This is a genomic window from Aurantimonas sp. Leaf443, from assembly GCF_001425575.1.
Lineage (GTDB): Bacteria > Pseudomonadota > Alphaproteobacteria > Rhizobiales > Rhizobiaceae > Leaf443.
The window spans coordinates 251,599-272,810 of record NZ_LMRD01000007.1; the positions used below are offsets into that span (position 1 = coordinate 251,599).

General features: G+C 71.2%; 18 protein-coding genes. 9 read left to right on the forward strand and 9 right to left on the reverse strand.

The window, feature by feature from the left end:
* Positions 1 to 23: 23 nt before the first annotated feature.
* Both ASG48_RS09415 and ASG48_RS09420 read right to left on the reverse strand, forming a co-directional pair.
* Entirely contained in the window at positions 24 to 1,319 is a 1,296-nt protein-coding gene (locus ASG48_RS09415; protein WP_055848581.1) for an ABC transporter substrate-binding protein, read from the reverse strand.
* 117 nt (positions 1,320 to 1,436) lie between these two features.
* On the reverse strand, positions 1,437 to 2,414 hold the full coding sequence (locus tag ASG48_RS09420; protein WP_055848584.1) for a LysR substrate-binding domain-containing protein: 978 nt from the start codon (positions 2,412 to 2,414) through the stop codon (positions 1,437 to 1,439).
* Positions 2,415 to 2,680: 266 nt separating this feature from the next.
* Between ASG48_RS09420 and ASG48_RS09425 the strand changes: the two genes are divergently transcribed.
* On the forward strand, positions 2,681 to 2,926 hold the full coding sequence (locus ASG48_RS09425) for a hypothetical protein (RefSeq protein ID WP_055848586.1): 246 nt from the start codon (positions 2,681 to 2,683) through the stop codon (positions 2,924 to 2,926).
* A gap of 362 nt (positions 2,927 to 3,288) precedes the next feature.
* Positions 3,289 to 3,723 (forward strand): nuclear transport factor 2 family protein, encoded by a 435-nt coding sequence (locus tag ASG48_RS09430; RefSeq protein ID WP_082529377.1) that lies wholly within the window; start codon positions 3,289 to 3,291, stop codon positions 3,721 to 3,723.
* Positions 3,724 to 3,751: 28 nt separating this feature from the next.
* On the opposite strand, the gene ASG48_RS09435 is transcribed toward ASG48_RS09430, so the two are convergent.
* Complete coding sequence (locus ASG48_RS09435; RefSeq protein WP_055848589.1) at positions 3,752 to 4,870, reverse strand: helix-turn-helix transcriptional regulator; 1,119 nt, start codon at positions 4,868 to 4,870, stop codon at positions 3,752 to 3,754.
* A 251-nt stretch (positions 4,871 to 5,121) separates the two neighbouring features.
* Here ASG48_RS09435 and ASG48_RS09440 point away from each other — a divergent pair, with 251 nt between their 5' ends.
* The 6 genes from ASG48_RS09440 to ASG48_RS09465 all read left to right on the forward strand — a co-directional run bounded on the left by ASG48_RS09440 (position 5,122) and on the right by ASG48_RS09465 (position 12,832).
* Complete coding sequence (locus ASG48_RS09440) at positions 5,122 to 6,435, forward strand: sodium:proton antiporter (RefSeq protein ID WP_055848591.1); 1,314 nt, start codon at positions 5,122 to 5,124, stop codon at positions 6,433 to 6,435.
* An 82-nt stretch (positions 6,436 to 6,517) separates the two neighbouring features.
* Complete coding sequence (locus tag ASG48_RS09445; protein WP_055848594.1) at positions 6,518 to 7,288, forward strand: 5-oxoprolinase subunit PxpA; 771 nt, start codon at positions 6,518 to 6,520, stop codon at positions 7,286 to 7,288.
* 108 nt (positions 7,289 to 7,396) lie between these two features.
* Entirely contained in the window at positions 7,397 to 9,013 is a 1,617-nt protein-coding gene (locus ASG48_RS09450) for a 5-oxoprolinase/urea amidolyase family protein (protein WP_055848596.1), read from the forward strand.
* On the forward strand, positions 9,010 to 10,752 hold the full coding sequence (locus ASG48_RS09455; RefSeq protein ID WP_055848599.1) for a biotin carboxylase N-terminal domain-containing protein: 1,743 nt from the start codon (positions 9,010 to 9,012) through the stop codon (positions 10,750 to 10,752). The genes ASG48_RS09450 and ASG48_RS09455 overlap by 4 nt, the downstream gene beginning before the upstream one ends.
* Positions 10,753 to 10,810: 58 nt before the next feature.
* Positions 10,811 to 11,467: a flavin reductase family protein gene (locus tag ASG48_RS09460; RefSeq protein WP_055848602.1), complete on the forward strand. Its 657-nt coding sequence runs from the start codon at positions 10,811 to 10,813 to the stop codon at positions 11,465 to 11,467.
* 240 nt (positions 11,468 to 11,707) lie between these two features.
* Positions 11,708 to 12,832 carry a phosphatase PAP2 family protein gene (locus ASG48_RS09465; RefSeq protein ID WP_055848605.1) on the forward strand — a complete coding sequence of 375 codons (1,125 nt, stop codon included), beginning with the start codon at positions 11,708 to 11,710 and terminating at the stop codon, positions 12,830 to 12,832.
* Here ASG48_RS09465 and yghX read toward each other — a convergent pair.
* The 4 genes from yghX to ASG48_RS09485 all read right to left on the reverse strand — a co-directional run bounded on the left by yghX (position 12,820) and on the right by ASG48_RS09485 (position 17,228).
* Positions 12,820 to 13,707 carry a YghX family hydrolase gene (gene yghX / locus ASG48_RS09470; RefSeq protein WP_055848608.1) on the reverse strand — a complete coding sequence of 296 codons (888 nt, stop codon included), beginning with the start codon at positions 13,705 to 13,707 and terminating at the stop codon, positions 12,820 to 12,822. The genes ASG48_RS09465 and yghX overlap by 13 nt on opposite strands.
* 156 nt (positions 13,708 to 13,863) lie before the next feature.
* The gene (locus ASG48_RS09475) at positions 13,864 to 14,373 is read right to left on the reverse strand and encodes a MarR family transcriptional regulator (RefSeq protein ID WP_055848610.1); all 510 of its coding nucleotides are present in this window, start codon (positions 14,371 to 14,373) and stop codon (positions 13,864 to 13,866) included.
* Between the two features lie 279 nt (positions 14,374 to 14,652).
* Positions 14,653 to 15,381, reverse strand: coding sequence for a Crp/Fnr family transcriptional regulator (locus ASG48_RS09480; protein WP_055848613.1), 729 nt, complete (start codon positions 15,379 to 15,381; stop codon positions 14,653 to 14,655).
* 437 nt (positions 15,382 to 15,818) lie between these two features.
* Positions 15,819 to 17,228 (reverse strand): DEAD/DEAH box helicase family protein, encoded by a 1,410-nt coding sequence (locus ASG48_RS09485; RefSeq protein WP_244486849.1) that lies wholly within the window; start codon positions 17,226 to 17,228, stop codon positions 15,819 to 15,821.
* Positions 17,229 to 17,654: 426 nt separating this feature from the next.
* On the opposite strand from ASG48_RS09485, the gene ASG48_RS09490 reads away from it, so the two are divergent.
* Positions 17,655 to 18,584: a ring-cleaving dioxygenase gene (locus ASG48_RS09490; protein WP_055848619.1), complete on the forward strand. Its 930-nt coding sequence runs from the start codon at positions 17,655 to 17,657 to the stop codon at positions 18,582 to 18,584.
* Positions 18,585 to 18,603: 19 nt separating this feature from the next.
* Here ASG48_RS09490 and ASG48_RS09495 read toward each other — a convergent pair whose 3' ends face one another.
* Together ASG48_RS09495 and ASG48_RS09500 are read right to left on the reverse strand one after the other, a co-directional pair.
* Positions 18,604 to 20,094 (reverse strand): FGGY-family carbohydrate kinase, encoded by a 1,491-nt coding sequence (locus ASG48_RS09495; RefSeq protein ID WP_055848623.1) that lies wholly within the window; start codon positions 20,092 to 20,094, stop codon positions 18,604 to 18,606.
* Between the two features lie 90 nt (positions 20,095 to 20,184).
* Positions 20,185 to 21,201: a sugar-binding transcriptional regulator gene (locus ASG48_RS09500; RefSeq protein ID WP_244486853.1), complete on the reverse strand. Its 1,017-nt coding sequence runs from the start codon at positions 21,199 to 21,201 to the stop codon at positions 20,185 to 20,187.
* Positions 21,202 to 21,212 lie beyond the last annotated feature (11 nt).

Consider the following 21,212-nt stretch of genomic DNA (forward strand, 5'->3'; position numbering starts at 1 on the left):
GGCCGCGGGAAGGACCGGACGGCTCAGCGCGCGTGGTCGAAGCGGTCGCCGCGCGTGGCCAGGAAGTCCGGCTTCAGCGTCTTGATCCACTCGATGGATTCCTCGCCGGCCGGCGCCATGATCGGCTCGGCCGGGTAGATCTCCATCTTGTCGATGACGCGGAACGGATAGGCGGGGTCGCTCACCGTGACGCCGACGAGCTGCGCCTCGACGCCCTGATTGTCCTCGCGGATCTTGAGCGGGCGGCCGAAGCCGCGGAACTCGAGCCCGTCCATGGCCTCGCGCACCTGCTCGTGGTCCGGCCACTCGCCGCCATTCGCCTTGGTGGCCTTGTCGTAGACCGCCTCGAGAGCGGCGAAGGCCTGGGCCATGTGGAAGGCGGAATAGATCGGCCAGGCGCCCGTGCGCTTGCGGAAGCCCTCGGTGAAGGCCTTGAAGTCCTCGTCGCCGCGCCGCTCGGGATGGAGGAAATAGTGGTCGCCGCGCGCGCCGACGATGACGCCCTCGGGCAGGTCGGCGCCCAGGCGCTCCAGCGAGGATTCGGCGAGCGGAAGCACGAACTGCGAGTTGGCGAAGAGGCCGCGCTGGTTGGCCTGGCGCACGAACGTGTCGAGATCGCCGCCCCAGGAGGTGGAGAGGATGACGTCCGGGGCGAGCGCCTGCAGGCGCGAGACCTCGGCCGAATAGTCCGGGGCGCCGAAGGCCGGGAAGAGCTCGGCGACGATCTCGACATCGGGCTTCAGCGTCTTCAGCGCCGTCGAGAAGATGTTCCAGCTGTCGCGGCCCCAGGCATAGTCCTGGTTGACGACCGCCACCGTCTTGAAGTCCGGCCTGGTCTCCAGGAGGTAGAGGAGCGGGGCGAGGATCTCGGGCGTGGCATTGGCCTGGGTGCGGTAGACCCAGTCGTAGTCCTCCTCTTCGAAGATGCGCTGGGTGCCGCAGTCCCACATGAAGTTGAGGACCTCGAGATCCTCGGCGAGCGGGGCGACGTTGTTGCACACGCCCGACGAGATCGAGGCGAACATGACGTCGACGCCGACCTGGTCGACGAGGCGGCGATATTCGGAGGTCAGCGTCTCGACGCCGGCGCCCTCGTCGACGAAGTTGAGCGACACGGGCACGCCCTGGATGCCGCCGCGGGCGTTGATCTGCTCGGCCAGCATCTCGGCGGCGCTGCGCGCGGGCACGCCGAAGACCGAGGCGGGGCCCGACGCATAGGTCGTGATGCCGATCTTCAGCTCCGCCGGCTTCTCGGCCGCAAGTGCCACCGATGCCCACAAGGCGAGCGCGAGCGCTCCCAAACCCGTTCCCAGGCGCATGTCGTACCCTCCCAAGCTCCGCTCTCCCGGCGGATCGTCCTCGGGCAAGGTTTGCGCGCTGCGTTTTGGTCGCACAAAGACAATTTTGCGCTTCGCCCCATACAGGAAAGCGATCGGTCAGGACGAAGCGGCGGCGCCGGCCTGGGGGGCCGCGCCCTCCACGAGCCGGGCCCGCCACTGGCCCGAGCGCACGAGGTCGCGCAGCGTCTCGCGGCACAGGCTCTCGATCGCCATGCTCGCCTCGCCCACCGGCCGCTCGTAGGCATGGGCGATGTGGACCGTGCGCGAGAAGGGCGGATCGCCGATGTTCCAGGAGACGAAGCGCCCGGCCGCGATCTCCTCGGCGACCGCGTTCACCGGCAGGATCGAATAGGCCAGCCCGTGATCGACGCATTCCTTGATGCTGGCATAGCTGTCGACGTCGATGACGGTCTCCAGCGTGATGTCGCCCCGGTTCAGGCGCTCGTCGACGAGGGTGCGCAGGCCGTGGCCGACGCTCGGCAGGATGAGCGGGATGGCGGAGAGATCCTCGGTCGTCAGGAACGGTCGGTCCGGCGGCGTCTCGACGCCCGCGATGCCGCTCGCCGGGCCGAACAGGCACAGTTCCTCCTCCAGCACCTTGTAGGATTTGACGCCCCGCTCGTCGACCGCGAGATAGAGGAGCGCGATGTCGATGCGCTCGTCGCGCAGCCATTCCAGGATGAAGCCGCTCATCGCCTCCATCACCCGCAGCTTGACGCGCGGATAGAGTTCGCGCGCCCTCAGGATCAGCGGCACGGAGAGGATCTGGCTGATCGTGCCGGGCAGGCCGATGCGCACTTCGCCGGACAGGTCGCCCGCCTCCGAGACGATGGCGCGCTTGGTGGATTCGAACTGCGCGAGGATGGCGCGGGCATTGTCGAAGAGGATGCGGCCGGCCGGCGTGGTGCGGATGCCCTGCGGCGTGCGCAGGAGGAGGTCGGTGCCCAGGCTCGCCTCCATGTTGCGCACGTGGAGGCTGAGCGCCGGCTGGGCGACGCGCAGGGCCACGGCGGCTTTCGAGAACGACCCTTCCTCCACGATGGCGACGAAGTAACGAAGCTGCCTCAGGTCCAAGGTGACGCTCTCTCCCGCAGGGCGCCCGCAGCGCCGATCCCTTCATAGACGGGATGGGGGTCGCCTTGTCCATCCGGCGCGGCGCGGCGCCCGTGCGGCCAGTTCTGATCCGGCCTTCCAATGTCGAGAGACAGTCGAGTGCCGGCGGCGCGATGATGTTCTCGGGGGCCTGCGCCCCTTCGATTGAAGCCAGGACTTGCCGCCGGAAAGTCTTCTTCCATGGTTCTGCCGATTGCCGTCTTCACCATCCGCCCTACCTGTCTTGCATGATCCAAATCGCGAACAAGTCGTCATCCTCCCTGAAACACGATTTCTACGTCGAGCAGGCGGCCCAATGCGGCGCCGACGCGGCCCGCTCCAGCCTCCACAATGTGCGCGAGCGCTGCCTGCGCGCCGAAGCCGCCTGGCTCGCCATGGCCGCGCTCAGCGCCGCCGGCGAGCGCAGCCGCACCGAGGCCGCCGAGGGGCGCCTCCTGGCCGAGAGCACGCCGACCTTCGGCCGCTTCGCCTGATCGGAACGGGCGCCGGTCCCGGGCCGGCTCCCCTTCCCGGCCCGAGACCGGCCGGCCTTTCGCTTCTCCCTGTTCGAGGTCGGGCGACGCACGCCCTCCCTCGCGAAGAAGGTCCGATGCCCGCCGCCTCGTCCCCCGTTCTGGGGATGCGCCGCACGATCGGCCATGGTGACCTGAGGGTGCAGTCGCTCTCGATACGGACCTTGGCTCTGTCCAGGCGTTCCGACGATGCAGTCGGCGGCGAAGCGGCGGCACGCCCGCTCCCAACGTCCGTGCCGCCGCCTCTCCCGACCGCCGTCGGCCACGCCCGCTGAGGGCATCCCGTCCCGAGGATCGACGGCGTCGATCCCTGGGAGGACACCATGATCAAGCGCATCCTGATACTCGCCCTCGCCGCGGCCGCCTATGTCACGCCGGTGACGGCGAGGGACGCCTCCGGCGAGGTGACGCAAGCCTATGCGAACTGGGACGCGGCCTTCAACGCGCGCGACGCGGCCGCCCTTTCGGCCACCTATACCGAGAACGCGCTGTTCCTGGCGCCCGACCACGTCGTGCGCCGGGGCCCGGACGAGGTGCGCCGCTTCTTCGGCGGGCTCTTCGACCATGGCGTGACCGACCACAAGCTGACATTGATCGAAACGGAGACGGCGGGCGAGATCGTCTACGCCACGGCGAGCTGGAGCGCACGAGCCAAGGGCGCCGACGGCGCGCCGGCCGCGATCGGCGGCGTCGGCACCCACATCTTCGAGCGCCAGCCGGACGGCACGCTGAAGCTGCGCCTCCACACGTTCAACTGACACAGGCCGGGACGCCCCGGCGCCTCCGTCAGCGCCGGAACGGGGCGACCGCCGCGATCAGCCGCGCCAGTTCGCTCTGGCGATGGATGCCGAGACGCTGATAGACCTGCTTGAGCATGGTGCGCGCCGTCTCCTCCGTGACCTCGAAGAGCGCGGCCGCTTCCCGCGCCGAATGCCCCGCGCCGATCGCCAGCGCATAGCGCGCCTGGCCGGGCGTGAGGCCGAGCTTCATCAGGATCGGTTCGAGGCCGGGATAGCCGGGCAGATCGGGCCGCAGGAAGAGAAGGAGAAGCGCCCGCTCGGGCGTGCCGAGGCGCCGGTCGGCGACCCGCGCCTCGAGCCGCACGCCGCGCACCAGGAGCGGCAGGGCGCTGCCGGGCCGCGCAAGCGCCACGACGTCGTCGGAGGTCGACAGGACGTCCGATCCCCCGAGACGGCGCAGGAACGTATCGAGCGTCGCCTGCGCCTGGGGCTGGCTGCAGACGAGACGCCCGGCACGCACCGCGACACCGTCCGGCCCCAGATCGTGCAGGAGGGCATTGCTGCGCAACAGACGCTGGCCCTCGCTCAGCACCGCCACCGCGCAGTCGAAGCCGGCGAGTTCGTCGCCGAGCGTTCGGGCAAGGGCGTCCGAGGCCGCGGCGCGCGCGCCGAGCGCGATCGCGCGGTCGAGATGGCGCCCGAGAAGCGCGAAGGACGAGCGTTCGCGCGCCGCGACATGCTCGGCGTCGAGCCGCCTCTGGATGTTGATGGCGACCATGCCTCCCTCCGGCGGCGTGGCGACGAAGGAGAGGATGCTGGACACGCCCTGCGGCCGGCGGAACTCCTGATAGAACGGGTCGCGGGCCCGGATCTCGGCCGGGAGATAGTCCGTGTCGACATGCAGCCCCGCGCCCAGCCGGTGCTCCATCGCGTAGTTCAGGAAGAGATCGTGGGCATGCCAATGGGCCTCGTAGACCGGCACGAACGCGCTCAGGCTGCGTGTGTAATGAACGAGCGGCGCGGCGCGGCGCATCCTGAGGAGGTTGGCGCCGAACCCGCCAAAGCCGTCCGCGATGGATTCGAGCAGGCTCGACCACTCCTCCTGCGTGTCGAAGGCCGTGTCGTAGCAGCGCTCGATCAGTCCGGAAAACGCGGCTTCGTCCAACCACTCCTCCCGCAGGAAACAATCTTCCCTAAGGGAATTTCTGGCACGAAAGCCGCGGGCGATAAAGGCCGCGCCCCTGCATCGCTTGCACGCCGAGGATGCATCTCGGCCGGAAAGAACCGGAGCGAGCGGGGCGTCGGCCGCGCGCGGCCCGACCGGCGGGCGGCACGCAGAAGGAGTAGCGCCGTCGCGCCCGCCGTCTCGGCGCGGCCATGACCGGATCGATCGGCCCGACGGGCCGTTGAGAGGGCATGAACCTTCCCTTCGACTGGTCGCCGGACCCCTATATCCTCGTCCTCACCGGCGCGGGTCTCCTCATCGCCCTCGTCGCCTGGCTGCCGCTGGCGCTGCGGCGCCTGCCGCTCTCGCTGCCGATCGTCTGCATCGGGCTGGGCGCCGCGCTCTTTTCCCTGCCGCAGGTCACGCTCGACCCTTTGCCCCAGAACTATCCGGTGATCGTCGAGCGCTTTTCCGAGTTCGTCGTCATCATCGCGCTGATGGGAGCGGGGCTGAAGATCGACCGGGTCTTCGGCTTTCGCCGCTGGTCCGTCACCTGGCGTCTGATCGCCATCACCATGCCGCTCGGCATCGCGGCGATCACCGCGATCGCCGGCGGGTGGATCGGCCTGTCCTGGACGCTCGCCCTCCTCGTCGGCTCCGCCCTCGCCCCCACCGATCCCGTGCTCGCCGCCGACGTGCAGGTCGGGCCGCCGAAATCCGGCGAGGAGGACGAGGTGCGATTCGGCCTGACCTCGGAGGCCGGCCTCAACGACGGATTCGCCTTCCCCTTCGTGCATCTGTCCATCGCGCTGGCGCTCTCGGCGACGACGGGCGAGCCCTGGCTTCTCGAATGGCTGAGCTACAACGTCCTGTGGGAGATCGGCGCGGGCATCGCCGCCGGCTACGCGATCGGCCGGGCCTTCGGCTGGCTGACCTTCCACGTGCCGGCCCGCAACAAGCTCGCGCGCACGGGCGACGGCCTCATCGCGCTCTCGGCGACCTTCGTCTCCTACGGCGCGACCGAACTCATCCACTGCTACGGCTTCCTCGCCGTCTTCGTCACCGCCCTCACCTTCCGCCACGCCCATCGCGACCACGACTTCCAGCGCGAGATGCACGCGCTGACCGAGCAGATCGAGCGCATCGCCATGATGGTGCTGCTCCTCCTGTTCGGTGGCGCGCTCGTCAGCGGCCTCCTGTCGCCGCTGCGCCCGGGCGACGTCCTCGCCGTCCTCGCCATCCTCCTCGTCATCCGCCCGCTGACCGGCCTCCTCGGCCTTCTCGGCCACCGCGCCGCCTGGAGCGAGCGCCTGACGCTCGCCTTCTTCGGCATCCGCGGGGTCGGCTCGATCTACTATCTCGCCTACGGCCTCAACCACATGCCGGACGTGACGGGCGCCGACCGGCTCTGGGCCATCATCGGCCTCACCATCCTCCTCTCGATCCTGATGCACGGCCTCACCGTCACGCCCGTCATGCGCCTTCTCGACCGCAGCCACGGCCGCGACCCCGACGCCGGCCAGACGCCCCCGCCTCCCGGCCTCCAGGGCAAGGCCGCGACGTGAGGGTCGAGTTTCGCGACCGCCATGGGCGAGCGCGCGGCCGGCTCCATCTTCGTCCTTCTCAAGGCTTCGAAGGACCCCGGCGATGACCTCCATCGATCTCAACAGCGACCTCGGCGAAGGCTACGGCGCCTGGACCATGGGCGATGATGCGGCGATGCTGGAAGTCGTCTCCAGCGCCAACATCGCCTGCGGCTTCCACGCCGGCGATCCCGCCGGGCTCCTGCGCACGCTGCGGCGCGCGGCGGAGTGCGGCACCGTTGTCGGCGCCCACGTCTCCTATCCGGACCGCGTCGGCTTCGGCCGGCGCGACATGGATGTCGGCCACGAGGAGCTCGTGGCCGACATCGTCTACCAGATCGGCGCCCTGCAGGGCCTTGCGCGCGCGGCGGGGACGCAAGTCCGCTATGTCAAGCCGCACGGCGCCCTCTACAACCGCATCGCCGGCGACGCGCGCCAGGGCGCGGCGGTGATCGAGGCGCTCGGCCTCGTCGATGGCGACCTCGCCCTCATGGGTCTTGCCGGCGCCCCGATCCTCGACCAGGCGCGGGCGGCGGGCCTTGCCACCGTCGCGGAAGCCTTCGCCGACCGCGCCTACACGCCCCAAGGACGGCTCGTCTCGCGCCGCGAGCCCGGCGCCGTCATCCACGACACGGACGAAGTGGCGCGGCGCATGGTGCAGCTCGCGCGGCACGGCACGCTCGAGGCGATCGACGGATCGACGATCCGCCTCGCGGCGCAGTCGATCTGCGTCCATGGCGACAGCCCGGGCGCCGTCGCCATCGCCCGCGCCGTCCGCGCGGCCCTCGAGGCGAACGCCATCGCCGTGCATTCCTTCGAAAGGCCGGCGGCATGAGCGCGGAGTCCGGAATGGTCCGGCCGACCTTTCGGGCCGGCGACGACGGCCGGCCGCAGGCGTCCGCGGCTGCGATGGACGCCGCCTATCATGTCTGACGCGACGCCCATGCGCTTCCTGCCCGTCAGCCTGCGCGTCCTCCTCGTCGAACTCGAGGGGCTGGACGAGACGCTGGCGCTCTTCGCCTCGCTGAGCGCCGACCCCGTGGCGGGGATCGACGAGGTGCTGCCGGCCGCCCGCACGCTGATGATCCGCTTCCGCCCGGAGATCGTCACGCCGGAAAAGCTGGCGGAAGCGCTGCGGGGGCGGGACCTCTCGGCGCGGATCGAGCGGCCCGGCGCCCTGGTCGAGGTGCCGACCCTCTACGACGGCGAGGACCTTGCCGAAGTCGCCGCCCTCACCGGCCTGACGGTGGCGGAGGTGATCGCGCGCCACACCGCCGGCGAGTACACGGTCGCCTTCTCGGGATTCGCGCCCGGCTTCGGCTACCTCGTGGGCGGCGACAATGCGCTTCACGTGCCGCGCCGGCGCAGCCCGCGCACTCGCATTCCCGCCGGCTCCGTCGCGCTCGCCGGCCCCTTCGCCGGCGTCTACCCGCAGGAGAGCCCCGGCGGCTGGCAGCTGATCGGCACGACGCCCGTGCCCGTGTGGGACCTCTCCCGCGACCCGCCGGCCTTCTTCCAGCCGGGCGACCGCGTGCGTTTCGTTTCGATCGACGCCACCGAGGCCGAGCGGCTGCGCGCACGGGAGGCGGATCGCGCGGCGCTGCCCGCGCCCGAGGATGCGGCGCCGGGCGGGCTTGCCGTCCTCGCCGCGCCCATGCCGGCGCTCTTCCAGGATCGCGGCCGCTTCGGCGAGACGCGGCAGGGCGTCTCGAGTTCGGGCGCGCTCGACCTCGGCGCCATGCGCGCGGCCAACCGGCTCGTCGGCAACCCCGCCGAGACGCCGGTTCTGGAAATCACCGGCGGCGGCTTCGCGCTGGAGGCGCGCCAAGGCGCCGTCGTGGCCCTTGCCGGCGCCCCCGCCGCGCTCTCGCTCGCCGATGCGGCGGGGCGAAGGCTCGGCGCCGAGATCGGCAGGCCCTTTTCGCTGGAGCCGGGCGACAGGCTGGCGCTCGGCGCGCCCGGGCGGGGCATGCGCACCTATCTCGCCTGGCGCGGCGGCTTCGAGGTCGCGCCCGTCCTCGGCAGCGCCAGCACCGACACGCTCGCCCATGTCGGCCCGCCCTCCGTGCGGGCCGGCACCGTGCTGCGGCAGGCGGCGGGCGCAGGCGTGGCGGCGGGTCCCGTCGCGCTTTCGATGGAACCGGCCTTCGTCTGCCCCGCGCCCGGCGAGACCGTGACGCTCGACGTCGTCATGGGCCCGCGCACGGACTGGTTCACGCCGGCGGCTCTCGCCCTCTTCGAGAGCCAGGCCTTCGAGGTCACGCCGCAATCGAGCCGCGTCGGCATGCGGCTTCAGGGCCCCGAGCCGCTGGAACGGCGCGAGCGGGGCGAGCTTGCGAGCGAGGGCACGGCGACGGGCGCCATCCAGGTGCCGCCGAGCGGCCAGCCGGTCTTGTTCCTCGCCGACCATCCGCTGACCGGCGGCTATCCGGTGATCGCCTGCGTCGCCGAGCACCATCTCGACCTCGCCGGCCAGATCCCCGTGGGCGCCTTCATCCGCTTCCGCCCGATCCGCCCCTTCGCCGAGATCGCGCCCCTTGCCCGACAGGACCAGCCATGAAGACCGTCCTCATCGCCAATCGCGGCGAGATCGCCCTGCGCATCGTGCGCGCCTGCCGCGACGCGGGCCTGCGCTCGGTCGCCGTCTATGCGGACGCGGACGCCGACGCGCTTTACGTGCAGGCCGCCGACGAGGCCCATGCGCTGGGCGGCGACCGGCCGGCGGACACCTATCTCGACGGCGCCCGGATCGTCGCCCTCGCCCTGAAGGCCGGGGCCGACGCCGTCCATCCCGGCTACGGCTTCCTTTCCGAGCGCGCCGACTTCGCGCGGGCCGTGATCGAGGCGGGGCTCGTCTGGATCGGGCCGGCCCCGTCCGTCATCGAGGCGCTCGGCGACAAGGTGGAAGCGAGGCGCATCGCCGGGCGCGTCGGCGCGCCGCTCGTGGCTGGCAGTCCCGGACCCGTCTCGGGCGCCGACGAGGTCCTCGCCTTCGCACGCGCGCACGGGCTTCCCGTCGCCATCAAGGCCGCCTTCGGCGGCGGCGGGCGCGGCCTCAAGGTCGCCTGGCGCATGGACGAGGTGGCCGAGCTCTACGAATCGGCGGTGCGCGAGGCGACGGCGGCCTTCGGCCGGGGCGAATGCTACGTGGAGCGCTTCATCGACCGGCCGCGCCACGTGGAGGCGCAGATCCTCGCCGACACGCATGGGCGCGTCGCCGTCCTCGGCACGCGCGACTGCAGCCTGCAGCGGCGCAACCAGAAGCTCGTGGAGGAGGCGCCGGCGCCGTTCCTCACCGACGCGCAGCGCGAGCGCATCCACGAGGCGGCCCGCGCGATCTGCGCCGAGGCCGGCTATACGGGCGCCGGCACGGTGGAGTTCCTGCTCGGGCGCGACGGCGTCATCTCGTTCCTGGAGGTCAACACGCGCCTCCAGGTCGAGCATCCCGTGACCGAGGAGACGTTCGGGATCGATATCGTCGCCGAGCAGCTGCGCATCGCGCAAGGGCTCGGCCTGTCGTTCGACGCGGTTCCGGCGCCGCGCGGCCATTCGATCGAGTTCCGCATCAATGCCGAGGATCCCGGCCGCGGCTTCCTGCCGACGCCGGGCGAGATCACGCTGTTCGAGGCGCCGTCGGGACCGGGCGTGCGGCTCGACAGCGGAGTTCGCGCCGGCTCGCGCGTCCATCCCGCCTTCGACAGCCTGATGGCCAAGCTCGTCGTGACCGGCGCCTCGCGCGCCGAGGCGATCGCGCGGGCCCGCCGGGCGCTGGCCGAGTTCCGGATCGAGGGCGTGGCGAGCGTCCTGCCCTTCCACAGGGCCGTCCTGGAAGCGCCGGCCTTCACGGCGACGGATGGGTTCCTCGTCCACACCCGCTGGATCGAGACCGAGTTCGCGGGCCTGACCGAGGCGCAGGCCCGGCCCGAACCCGTGGCGGACGAGCCGCTCCTGCGCCTCTTCGTGGAGATCGACGGCAAGCGCGTGCGGCTCGGCCTGCCCGCCTCCGTCCTCGGCCGTCTGGGCACGCCGGCCGGGGCGGCGCCCGGCGAGACCGGCGAGGCCTTGCCGGCCTCCTCGGATCCGAACGCCGTCCTCTCCGCCGTCGCCGGCACCCTCCAGGCCTGGCGCCACGCCGATGGCGAGACGGTCGAGGCCGGGACCATCCTGGTGACGATGGAGGCGATGAAGATGGAGACCTCCGTCCTCGCGCCGCGGGCCGGGCGCCTGCGCATCCTCGCCCCGGACGGCTACCGCGAGGCCGGCACGGTTCTGGCGACGATCGAACCGCACGCGCCGTGAACGCGCCGCGCCCCATCCCACGTGCCGACCGTCGCACCGCAAGCCCGGAGGCCCTGCCATGACCATCGCCGCCGAGGGCATCGTCGCCTTCGACTTCGCCGCGCTCTCGGCCCGCGAGCGCTACAAGATCATGATCGGCACGGTCGTGCCGCGCCCGATCGCGCTCGTCACGACGCTCGACGAGGCGGGCCGCGTCAACGCGGCGCCCTTCAGCTTCTTCGGCTGCCTCTCCTCCGATCCCGCCATCGTCGGCCTCGGCGTGGAGTACCGGCCGGACGGAACGCGCAAGGATACGGGCGCCAATATCGAGGCGCGCGGGGAATTCGCGGTCAACATCGTCTCGGGCGCGCTCCTCCATCCGATGAATGTCTGCGCCGTGCCCTTCCCGGCGGGCGTCGACGAGATCGCGGAAGCCGGCCTGACGCTGCGGCCCGGCCATCGCATCGGCGTGCCCTCCATCGCCGAGGCGCCGGCCTCGCTGGAATGCCGCCTGCACTCCCTCCTGACGATCGGCGAGAGCCGGCAGATCGTGCTCGGCGAGATCGTCGGCGCGCAGTTCCACGCCGGCGCGATCGACGAGCGGCTTCATGTCGACCCGCAGGTCCTCGACGCGCTGGGCCGCATGGGCGGCCACGGCTACGCGACCACGCGGGACCGTTTCGACCTGCCGACGATGGACGAAGCCGAGCACCGGCAGCGCAACCGGCGCGACTGACGGGTCGGCATGGCCCGTCCGGTGTCCGTCCGCCGGACGGGCCCGGCGGAGCCTGGGCGGCCGGGCACGATCAGGGTCCGAGCTTCGCGATCACAAGCCGGGCGCGGGAGGCGCAGACGCTGCCGACCGTAACGTCCGGTCAACGCTGATCGCAAGATCGGCGCGCCTTTCTGCGCGCCTTCAGTCAAAACGAACCGGACACGCGGTCTGGTAGCACGCGCCCTCGAACTCGACCGGGTCATGCCGACCGAAAGCTTCGCCCTGAAAGCCGAACGGACCACGCCGCAGGAGCTTCCGGTTTCGGTCCGGCAGGCGTTCGCCTCGCATCGCACCATCGTCGGCATCGTCGCGGCCCAGGCCGCGATGACCCTGGCGCTCGCCATCCTCTACCCGGGCACGAACGCGATCGGACCCCGTCACGTCGCCAGCACGACGCTCGGCCTCCTGATCCTCGTCCTCCCGCTGTGCATCGTCGCCCTGTGCCTTCGCCGCGTGGCGCGCGCGAGGCCCGAAGGCAGCGCCACCGTCGCGCTGATCGGCGAGATCGGAACCTATCTGTCCGACAGGGACCGCCTTCGCAACGGGCTTCCGGTTCTGGTTCTGTTCATCCCGTTCATGACGCTGTTCGCGCATCTGAAGGCGAACATTCCGGCCATCCAGCCCTTCGCCTGGGACGAGACGTTCACGCTCTGGGACCGCACCCTCTTCCTCGGCCACCTGCCCTACGAGGTGCTGGCGCCGGTGATGAGCCATCCCCTGGTGCTCTCCGTCACCGACATCCTCTATGTCGGCTGGTTCTATCTGATGTGGGGCGTGCTGCTCGCCTGCGCCTTCCAGAAGCAAGGCTCCGAACTGCGCACGCGCTACATCGTCGCCTTCTTCCTCGTCTGGCTGTTGCAGGGAAACGTCCTCGCTCTGCTGCTCTCGTCGGCCGGCCCCTGCTTCTACGCCCCGCTCGGTCTCTCCCCGGACCCCTACCAGCCGCTCATGGCGACCCTGCGCGCGGCGGACGCGGAATGGCCGATCTTCGCGCTGACGATGCAGGACATGCTCTGGAGCGGCCATGTCGGCGCGTCCGAGCCGATGGGCATCTCCGCCATGCCGAGCCTTCACAACGCCGTGGCGGTGCTGATGGTCCTCGGCGCCTGGCGGATCGGGCGCGCCCTCGGCCTTGCCTTCGCGGCCTATGCGCTGTGGATCTTCGCCGGCTCGATCAGTCTCGGCTGGCACTATGCGGTGGACGGTTTCGTCGCCCTGCCCGCCACGGTCGCCATCTGGATCGCGAGCGGCTGGCTCGCCCGCCGGCAGCATCGGTCCGACCTGCATCCGGCCGCGACCGGAGGGCTGGCGGCTCAGGCGAGATAGCGCCTGAACCAGTCGAGGGTGCGGTCCCAGGCAAGGGTCGCCGCCGCCGCGTCGTAGCGCGGCGTCGTGTCGTTGTGGAACCCGTGGTTCACGCCGGGATAGACATGGGCCTCGTAGGTCTTGCCCGAAGCGTCGAGCGCGGCCTTGTAGGCCGGCCAGCCCTCGTTGATGCGCGTGTCGAGCTCGGCATAATGGATGAGAAGGGGCGCCTCGATGCGCGCCACGTCCTCGGCTCGCGGCTGGCGGCCGTAGAAGGGAACGGCGGCCTTCAGTTCGGGATAGGCGACGGCCGCCGCGTTGGCGACGCCCCCGCCGTAGCAGAAGCCGGTGATGGCGACCTTGCCGTTGGTAAGCGCCGGCGTCATCAGGTGCTCCACCGCGGCGAAGAAGTCGTTCATCAGCTTTTCGGGATCGACGCCTTGCTGCAGCTCGCGTCCCTTCTCGTCGCTGCCGGGATAGCCGCCGACCGAGGTCAGGCCGTCGGGCGCGAGCGCCACGAATCCGGCCTTGGCCACGCGCCGCGCGACATCCTCGATATAGGGATTGAGGCCGCGATTCTCGTGGACGACGACGACGCCGGGCAAGGGCCCCGGCGCATCTGCCGGCCGCACCAGATAGGCCCGCACCTCGCCATTGCCCTTCGGCGAGGCGTAGGTGACGAAGCGCGCCTCGATGGCGGGGTCGGCGGGGTCCACCTGCCGGGCGAGCGCATAGTCAGGGCTGAGCGTGGAGAGAAGCGTCGCGGCGGTGACGCCGCCCACCGCGAACCGCGCCGCCCGGTCGAGGAACTCGCGCTTGGTGATGCGCCCGTGGGCGTAGAAGTCGTAGAGCTCGAGAAGCTCCTGCGGGAAATCCTTCGCCGTCGGCCGTGTCATCGCAGCGTCTCCCGTCCCTGGCGCAGTGGCGGGGGCGAGCTTAGCCGCATCGCGCCGACGATCCGCCATCACGATCGCGCCATGTCCCGGCGCGGCCGGCCTCGTCTGCGACGATCCTTTCCCTCGATCCGGCGGCGGCGCGCGGCCGCCGGCCTCTCAGCGCAGGCGTTTCAGCCGGCGGGTCAGGGCATCGTCGAAGGAGGCGATGCCTTCGAGGACGCCCGGTCGGCCGGTCCCGGCAAGGCTCGCCGCCAGATCCTTCTCCACCTGATCCCAGACCTCCAGGATGCCGGCACGGAGCGAGAGACCGCGATCGGTGAGCCGCACCAGCGTCCGGCGCTGGTCGCTCGCATGCGAGGTGCGCTCCACGAGGCCTCTCTCGACCAGGCGATCGACCATCTTGGACGCGGTGGACGGACGCACGCTCATGAGCCCGGCAAGCGTGCCGACGCTGATCGCCTTGGTGTCCAGCGACGTCAGCAGCTGGTCCTGGCCGACCACGATGCCGAGCGGGGCGAGCTTGAGGCCGACCAGAACCCGGATCGACTTCCCGATGGACAGGCCGAGGGAGACAAGGCCGCGATCGCAGGTTCCGCCGTCGCCGGTCGGGGCGTCGACCGGCAGCGGCGCCTGGGGACCGGAACGCGTGAGGGGATGGATCTCCATTTCGAATGCCTCCTTCCGTCTAGAATTCATAGGAAACAGCATAGACGGGAGGCCACTTAAAAATGTCATACGCGGCGCGATGGTACGCTATTGTACGGTGGTCACAGTCGGAGAAGCGCCATTTTCCGCCACGGTAGTTAGACTTTTGTCTCATGATCGAGACCTTGCACTCGCGGACGACTTTCGATGTCGCCCATCCCGGCCTCGAAAACCTGATCCGAGCCGAGCGCGACCGGCCGATGCGCTTGCGCGGCACGGCGAGGCGGGCCCCGCAAGCGCTCAAAGGGCGAGGCGCTCGCCTTCGATGACGCGGCGATACTCGCGCTCGGGGACGCCGTAGGACCCGCCGGCGCGCGCCTCGAGGCGCGGCCGGTCGAGGATGCGGATCGAGCCGCGGGTCGCCTTGATCACCTGCCCGCCCTCGAGCACGTGGATCTCGTTGGTGACGCCCGAACGGCGCACGCCCAGCATCTGCGCCAGGAACTGGTGCGTCAGGGCCATCTCGTCCTCTTCCAGGCGGTCGTGGCACATGAGCAGCCAGCGGGCGAGGCGCTCGGCCAGCGTGTAGCGCCCGTTCGCGAGAACCGAATAGGAGATCTGCAACTGGGTGACATGCACGTAGCGCAGCATCAGCCGCCGGAACTCGCGGTCCTCGTCCATCATCCGCGTGACGTCGGCCATGCTGGCCTTCAGCCCGGTGCCCGGCACCAGCATGAACGTGTGGCTGGGCGCCCGGTCCACGCCGAGGAGAAGATGGAAGCCCGCCACCCCTTCCGGGCCGATATGGGCGACCTCCACCGTCTCGCCGTCCCGAAGGCCCGTGGCGACGACCGAGGCGAGGCCCATCTCGATGAAGGTCACGGCGGGCGTGGCCGCCTCGGGTTCGGCGAGATTGTCGCGCCGCGGCAGCGTCACGGGCTCGAGGAGCGGCGCGAGCGCGGCGAGCGTTCGTTCGGGCAGGGCCTTGAGGAGGCGGTTGCGGAAGGCGGTCGGGACCGGTCCGGGCATGGGATTTCTCCCTTCGAGAGATTTCGCGGGCCGGCACCCGGCCGGCGGTGCATCGGCGCCGTGCAATCCTTGCGGCCCGAACCGTCCGGCGACAGCCCAAGGTTAGACCGGGATTGCTCGCAGGAGGCAATACGCGGCGATGGGCGTACCACTCCAGATCGCGCCGGCAGGGCCCCTGTCTCGCCCGAGATGACCGGATGACGGCCGCGGAGCCGGTCGGCAGGCGCGTGCAAGCCTTGAGCGGACCCGTGTCGAAACCGAAGGAGCGGCCCACGTCCTGCCGGGCCATGCTTCGGCCGCGGCCTTCACGTCCGCCGCGCGGCAGGAGATCAACGATCGAAGCGCGACGCCGTTGCCGATCGAATCCGGTCACGCCTATTCGCCCCGGCCCCGGCGAGTTCCCGGACCCGGATGCCCGACAGGAGCGGGGTCGCGGTTCAGGCCGCGTCCGACAGTTCGGCCGCGATCGCGTCGAGAAGGCTCGTGTCGTCGCCGGCCATCCCGTCCATCGCCGCCATGCGGGCGGTGACGAGGCCGGCGATGCGCTCCTCCACCGTGCCCTCGCCATAGGCGTAGTAGATGATCGCGCGCTGGCCGTCGCGATGGCAGCGCCCCTCGATCTGCTGCAGCTGGATGGCGCTGTGGCGCATGTCGTGGACGAGGAGCGCGCGCTCGGCCTCCCCGCCGGGATGCTCGCGGGCATGCAGCGAGATGGATTCGGTGACGGTGAAGATCACGACGTCGAGCGCGCCGGTCTGGAAGGCGAGGCGCGTGTCCTCGTTGGCCGCGCCGGAGGCGGTGCCGTTGATCTCGCCGACCCGCCAGCCGCGCCCGCGCAGGGTCTCGGCCAGGAACGCGCTCGTCTCCAGGAAGGCGACGGAGATCGCGACCTTCAGGTCGTTGGACAGGAGGTCGCCGGCGAAGTCCGCCGTGCCGGGAATGCGGATGAGGCTCGCCTTCTGGCGAAAGCGCAGGTCCGCCGCCCAGCCCGCCGGCTTGCGCGTCGAGCCGCCGGCGAGGCCGAACTCGCGGCGGAACTCGCGCCAGGTCGCCTCGTAGAGGCGCGCGCCCGCGGGGTCGAGCGCGGTCGGGGCGAGCTCGCGCTGCACCTTCGGCCAGCCCGCGATCTCCTCCGGCCGGCGGCGCAGGCCGATCGCGCCGGGCCCCCGGTAGAGAAGGCCGGCCATCAGCGCGCGGTCCTCCTCGTTGGGCTCCCAGCTCCAGTTCTTCCAGCGCCCCTTGGCCCGGCCGATCCTCAGGCTCTTCATCAGCGCCCGGAAGGCGTCCATCTCGCCGCCGGCCTTCTGCGGCTCGCCGGTGAGGAGACGCCCGAGATAGGAGAGTTCGTGCGGCGTCTGGCCAGCGGTGGCGCTGAGATAGAGCGTGAAGCGCGCCGCCTTCGCGATCTGCCGGCAGACGAGCCCCTGCTGCGAGGCGGGATTGCGGATGCGGTGGCTCTCGTCGACGATGACGAGCGGGACGGCGCGCTTGAGCGTTCCCTCGCGCGCCAGTTCGTTGTTCTTGGCCCGCGTCGAGCGCCGCCTGGACTCGGCGGGCGGGGCCATCAGCGCCTTGGTCCGCTCGAAATTGACGATCGTCACCGCCTTGCCGCTCGGCGGCGAGCCGGCGATGGTGCGGCGCCATTGCGGGATGGCGCCCTTGGGACAGACGATCAGCACCTCGCGCTCGGGCATGGCCGCGACCGCGCTCCAGGCCGAGAGCGTCTTGCCGAGCCCGGTGAGGTCGCCGAGAAGAAAGCCCGGCCGCCCGGCCGCGCGCGCCTTCAGGATCGCCTCGCACGCCTCGATCTGGTGGGCGCGGGGGATGAAACGGATGTCGTCGGGCAAGGCGGATCCTTCGAGGACGGCGGGCGGCGCCTTCCTGAACCCCGAAGTCCGGGCGAACAAGAAAAGACTTCCCACTTTGAAAAAAATCACCGCGCTTAAGCCTTGCGCAAGGCAAGGCCTGTATCCATCTAGGTGAAGTGCAGCGCGTTCGGAGAAACCCGGACTGTCGCGCAAAAGGTTCGAGGCCCGTCCGACCACGGATGTACTGGCGAGTTGGGTCGCCGAACCGCACTGCCCGAAAGGGACGCTGAGCCGCCGGAGGAAACTCTCGGCGGCTTTTTCGTGTCTGCCGGCCTGCCGCCCCTAACCGGCCTGCGATGGCCGGACCGGGCCGGTCGCCCCCGCGATTGGCCCGCGGCGCCCTTGCCCCTATCGTGCGGCGCGAACGCCCGCGCGCCGCAGGCGCCCGTCGAGAAAGGAGCGGCCATGGCCAACGCCATCCACCACGTCACCGCGATCTCCGGCTCGGGGCCCCGCAATATCGACTTCTACACGCGCGTCCTCGGGCTTCGGCTGGTCAAGCGCACGGTGGATTTCGACGAGCCGACGATCGGCCATCTCTATTATGGCGACGGCGCCGGACGGCCGGGTTCGCTCCTCACCTTCTTTCCCATCGCCCATGCCGCGCCCGGCCGCCTCGGCGTCGGTGCCGTGCAGGAGACGGTCTGGTGCGTGCCGGCCGCCTCGCTCGGCTACTGGACGCACCGCTTTCTCGAGAAGGGCGTCGCGCACGAGACGCCGACGAAGCGCTTCGGCGAGAGCATCCTCGCCTTCAAGGACCCGGACGGCACGCCGCTGGCGCTCGCCGGCGTGCCCGGCCTCGAAGGCGTGCCCGGCTGGGAGGGCGGGGGCGTCGAGCCTGGGCACGCCATTCGCGGCCTGCATTCGGTGAGCCTTCTCCTGGAGGAGGCGGGCCCCACCGCCGCCATCCTGACCGACGTCTTCGGCTTCGCCGAGACGGCGCGCGAGGGCACGACGATCCGCCACGCGATCGCCGGCGAGCGCCTCGGCGCCATCGTCGACCTGCGCGCCGTCGGCGGCTTCCTCAAGCCCCGGACGGGACGCGGCTCGGTGCACCATCTCGCCTTCCGCGCCCGCGACGAGGCCGAGCAGGCGGCGCTGGTGCGGCGGCTGCGGGAGGGGCACGGCATCGAGACGAGCGAGCAGAAGGACCGCCGCTACTTCCGCTCGGTCTATTTCGAGGAGCCGGGCCACGTCCTCTTCGAGATCGCGACGGACGCGCCGGGCTTTTCCGTGGACGAGCCCGCCGACGCGCTCGGCGCGGCGCTGCAGGTGCCGCCCTTCCTGGAGGAACGGCGTGCGGAACTGGAGTCGCGCCACGCCGACCTGGCCTGAAGAGAGCCGGGCGCCGCCCTCAGGCGGCGCGATAGGCCATCGTGTCGTGATAGAGGCGCTCCTGGCGCGCCACCAGCGCGGCCCATGCGCCGGCCGTCTCGGCGCGCGGCTGCACGGTCCGGTCGATGCGCGTCATGGCGCGCGCGGCGGCGCGGGCATCCGCGTACCAGCCGGCGCCGGTGGCCGCGATGATGCCGGCCCCGAGCGCCGAGGCCTCCACCGTCTGGCTGCGTTCGACGGGCAGTCCCGTGGCGTCGGCCACCATCTGCAGCCAGAGCGGGCTCTTGGCGCCGCCGCCGATGGCGCGGATGCGCGACAGCGCGATCCCCTCGCCCGCCATCGCCTTCAGCCCGCGCGCGATCTCGGCCGTCAGCGCCTCCAGCGCGGCGCGGTAGATATGCGCCCGCCCGTGGCTCGCCGAGAGCCCGACCATGGCCGCGCGCGCCCGCGGGTCCCAGTGCGGGTTCATCACGCCGATGATGTGCGGCGTCATCGTCAGCCCCTCGGCGCCGATGGGCAGGGCGGCGGCCTCCGCCTCCAGCCGCTCGAAGACGCCGGGATCGTCCCGCCCGCCGCCGAACGTGTCCACCACCCAGTTGACGAAGAAGGCGCCGGCCTTCTGGATCGACTCCAGGAAATAGCCGTCGCCCGTCGGGCTCGTCATCGTGCGCCAGTGCCGGCCGATGGCGGGCGTCGCGGAGAAGACGCCGGAGACGGTGGCGGTGCCGAGATTGAGATAGACGGTGCCCTCCTCCATCGCGTTCGTGCCGAGCCCGGCGCACTGGCCGTCGCCGCCGGCGGCGAAGACCGGCGTGCCGGGCAGGAGCCCCGTCGCCAGCACGCCCTCCCCGTTCACCGGGCCGACGAGGGCGCCGGGCCGCACGAGCCTTGCGAGCTGGCGTCGCTCGATGCCGACGCTCGAAAGGATCGGGTCGCTCCAGTCCATCGCCGCGATGTCGAAGAGGCCGAACGGGTCGGCGCTCGAGAAGCTCGCCGTCGGCGTGCCGGTGAGGCGCCCGGTGAGATAGGCGTGGACGTCGAGGATGCGGGCCGCCGCGTCGAGGCTCCGCGGCTCGTGGCGGCGCAGCCAGTCGAGCCGGTAGACGACGGGCACCGTGTCGACGGGCTTTCCGGTCGTCTCGTGCAGGAAGCCGGCGCCCATGCGCTCGGCATAGTCGTCCATCGTCGCGATGACGCGCTCGTCGAGCCAGACAATGGCGGGCCGGATCGAGCGCCCGTCCGCATCGAGGAAGGCGACGGTCTCGCGCTGGTTCGAGATGGCGAGCCCCGCGATCGTCTGCGGCCCGACGGCGGCCGCCACCTCCTTCAGCGTCGAGACCAGGGCGGCCCACCAGTCCTGCGGATCCTGCTCGGCATGGCCGGGTCTGGGATGGGTCATGGCGATGCCCGCCCGCGCCTCCGCGACGATGGCGCCGCTGCGGTCCCAGACCACGGCCTTGGTGCTCTGCGTGGAACTGTCGAGACCGATCACGTGCGGCCGCTCGTTCATGCCGTCCTCCTCCCCTGCCCCGGCGGCGACGGGCTCCTCCTCCCCTCGTCCGCCCGTCTTTTCTCGTTCGCCCGTCTGCGGGCCTGTCCGTCAGGCCCCCGTCAGGAGCGCCTCCGCCGTCTCGCTCTCGGTGACGAGATGGGTGACGTAGCCGCCCCTCAGCGCGGCCCGCAGCGCGCCGACCTTCTCCAGCCCGCCAGCGATGCACAGGCGCGTCGGGATGCCCTTCAGGTCCTGCAGCGACAGGCCGATCATGTGGCGCTCGATCTCGGTCTCGAGCGGGCGGCCCGCCGCGTCGATCAGCCGGCCGAGAAGGACGCCCGCGGCCCCCGTGCGGGCGATCGTGTCGAGCGCGTCGGCGCCGCCGATCCCCGATTCCACGTAGGTCGAGCCGGAGCCGAGATCCCCGACGCCGAAGATGATGCGCGTCGCCGAATGGATCATCTCGAACTGGCGCGAGAGCGAGGGCTCCTCCATCAGGAGATCGCGCAGGCGCGGCGTGGAGAGGATGGCCGGCGCATGGAGGTTCACGCAGCGCGCGCCGAGCTGGTTGGCGAGGATCGCGGTGCAGAATTCGGGCGAGAAGTTCTCCGTCGAGATGCCGCTGCCGGCCACCTGCACGACCGTGACGTCGCGCCGCTCCAGCGCCGGCATGGCGCGGGCGGCGGCGAGCACCGTCTTGCCCCAGGCGACGCCGATCGTGTCGCCCGGCGCCAGCTGGTCGGCGAGGATGCGCGCGCCCGCCTCGCCGAGCCGGTCCACCGCCGCGCGGCCGGGCACGGACGGGATGACGCTCGCCGCCGCGAGCCCGAAGACATCCGCCAGGCGCCGCGACAGGGCCGTGCGCTCCACGGCTTCCGTGGCGATGCGGATCACCACCGTGCCGCGCTCGCGCGCGTCATGAAGATAGTTGGCGACGCTGGCGCGCGACACGCCGAGCCTGTGGGCGACGTCGCTCTGGGTGAGTTCGTCGACATAGTAGAGCCAGGCCGCCCAGGTGACGACGTCCTCGAATTCGGGCGGCGGCACCACGGCGCGGGCCGGAACGGCGCTGGGAAAGGGCGAGACGCTGGTGACCATGGCGGCAGTGTGAGCGTCCGCTGACATTTGTCAATGAC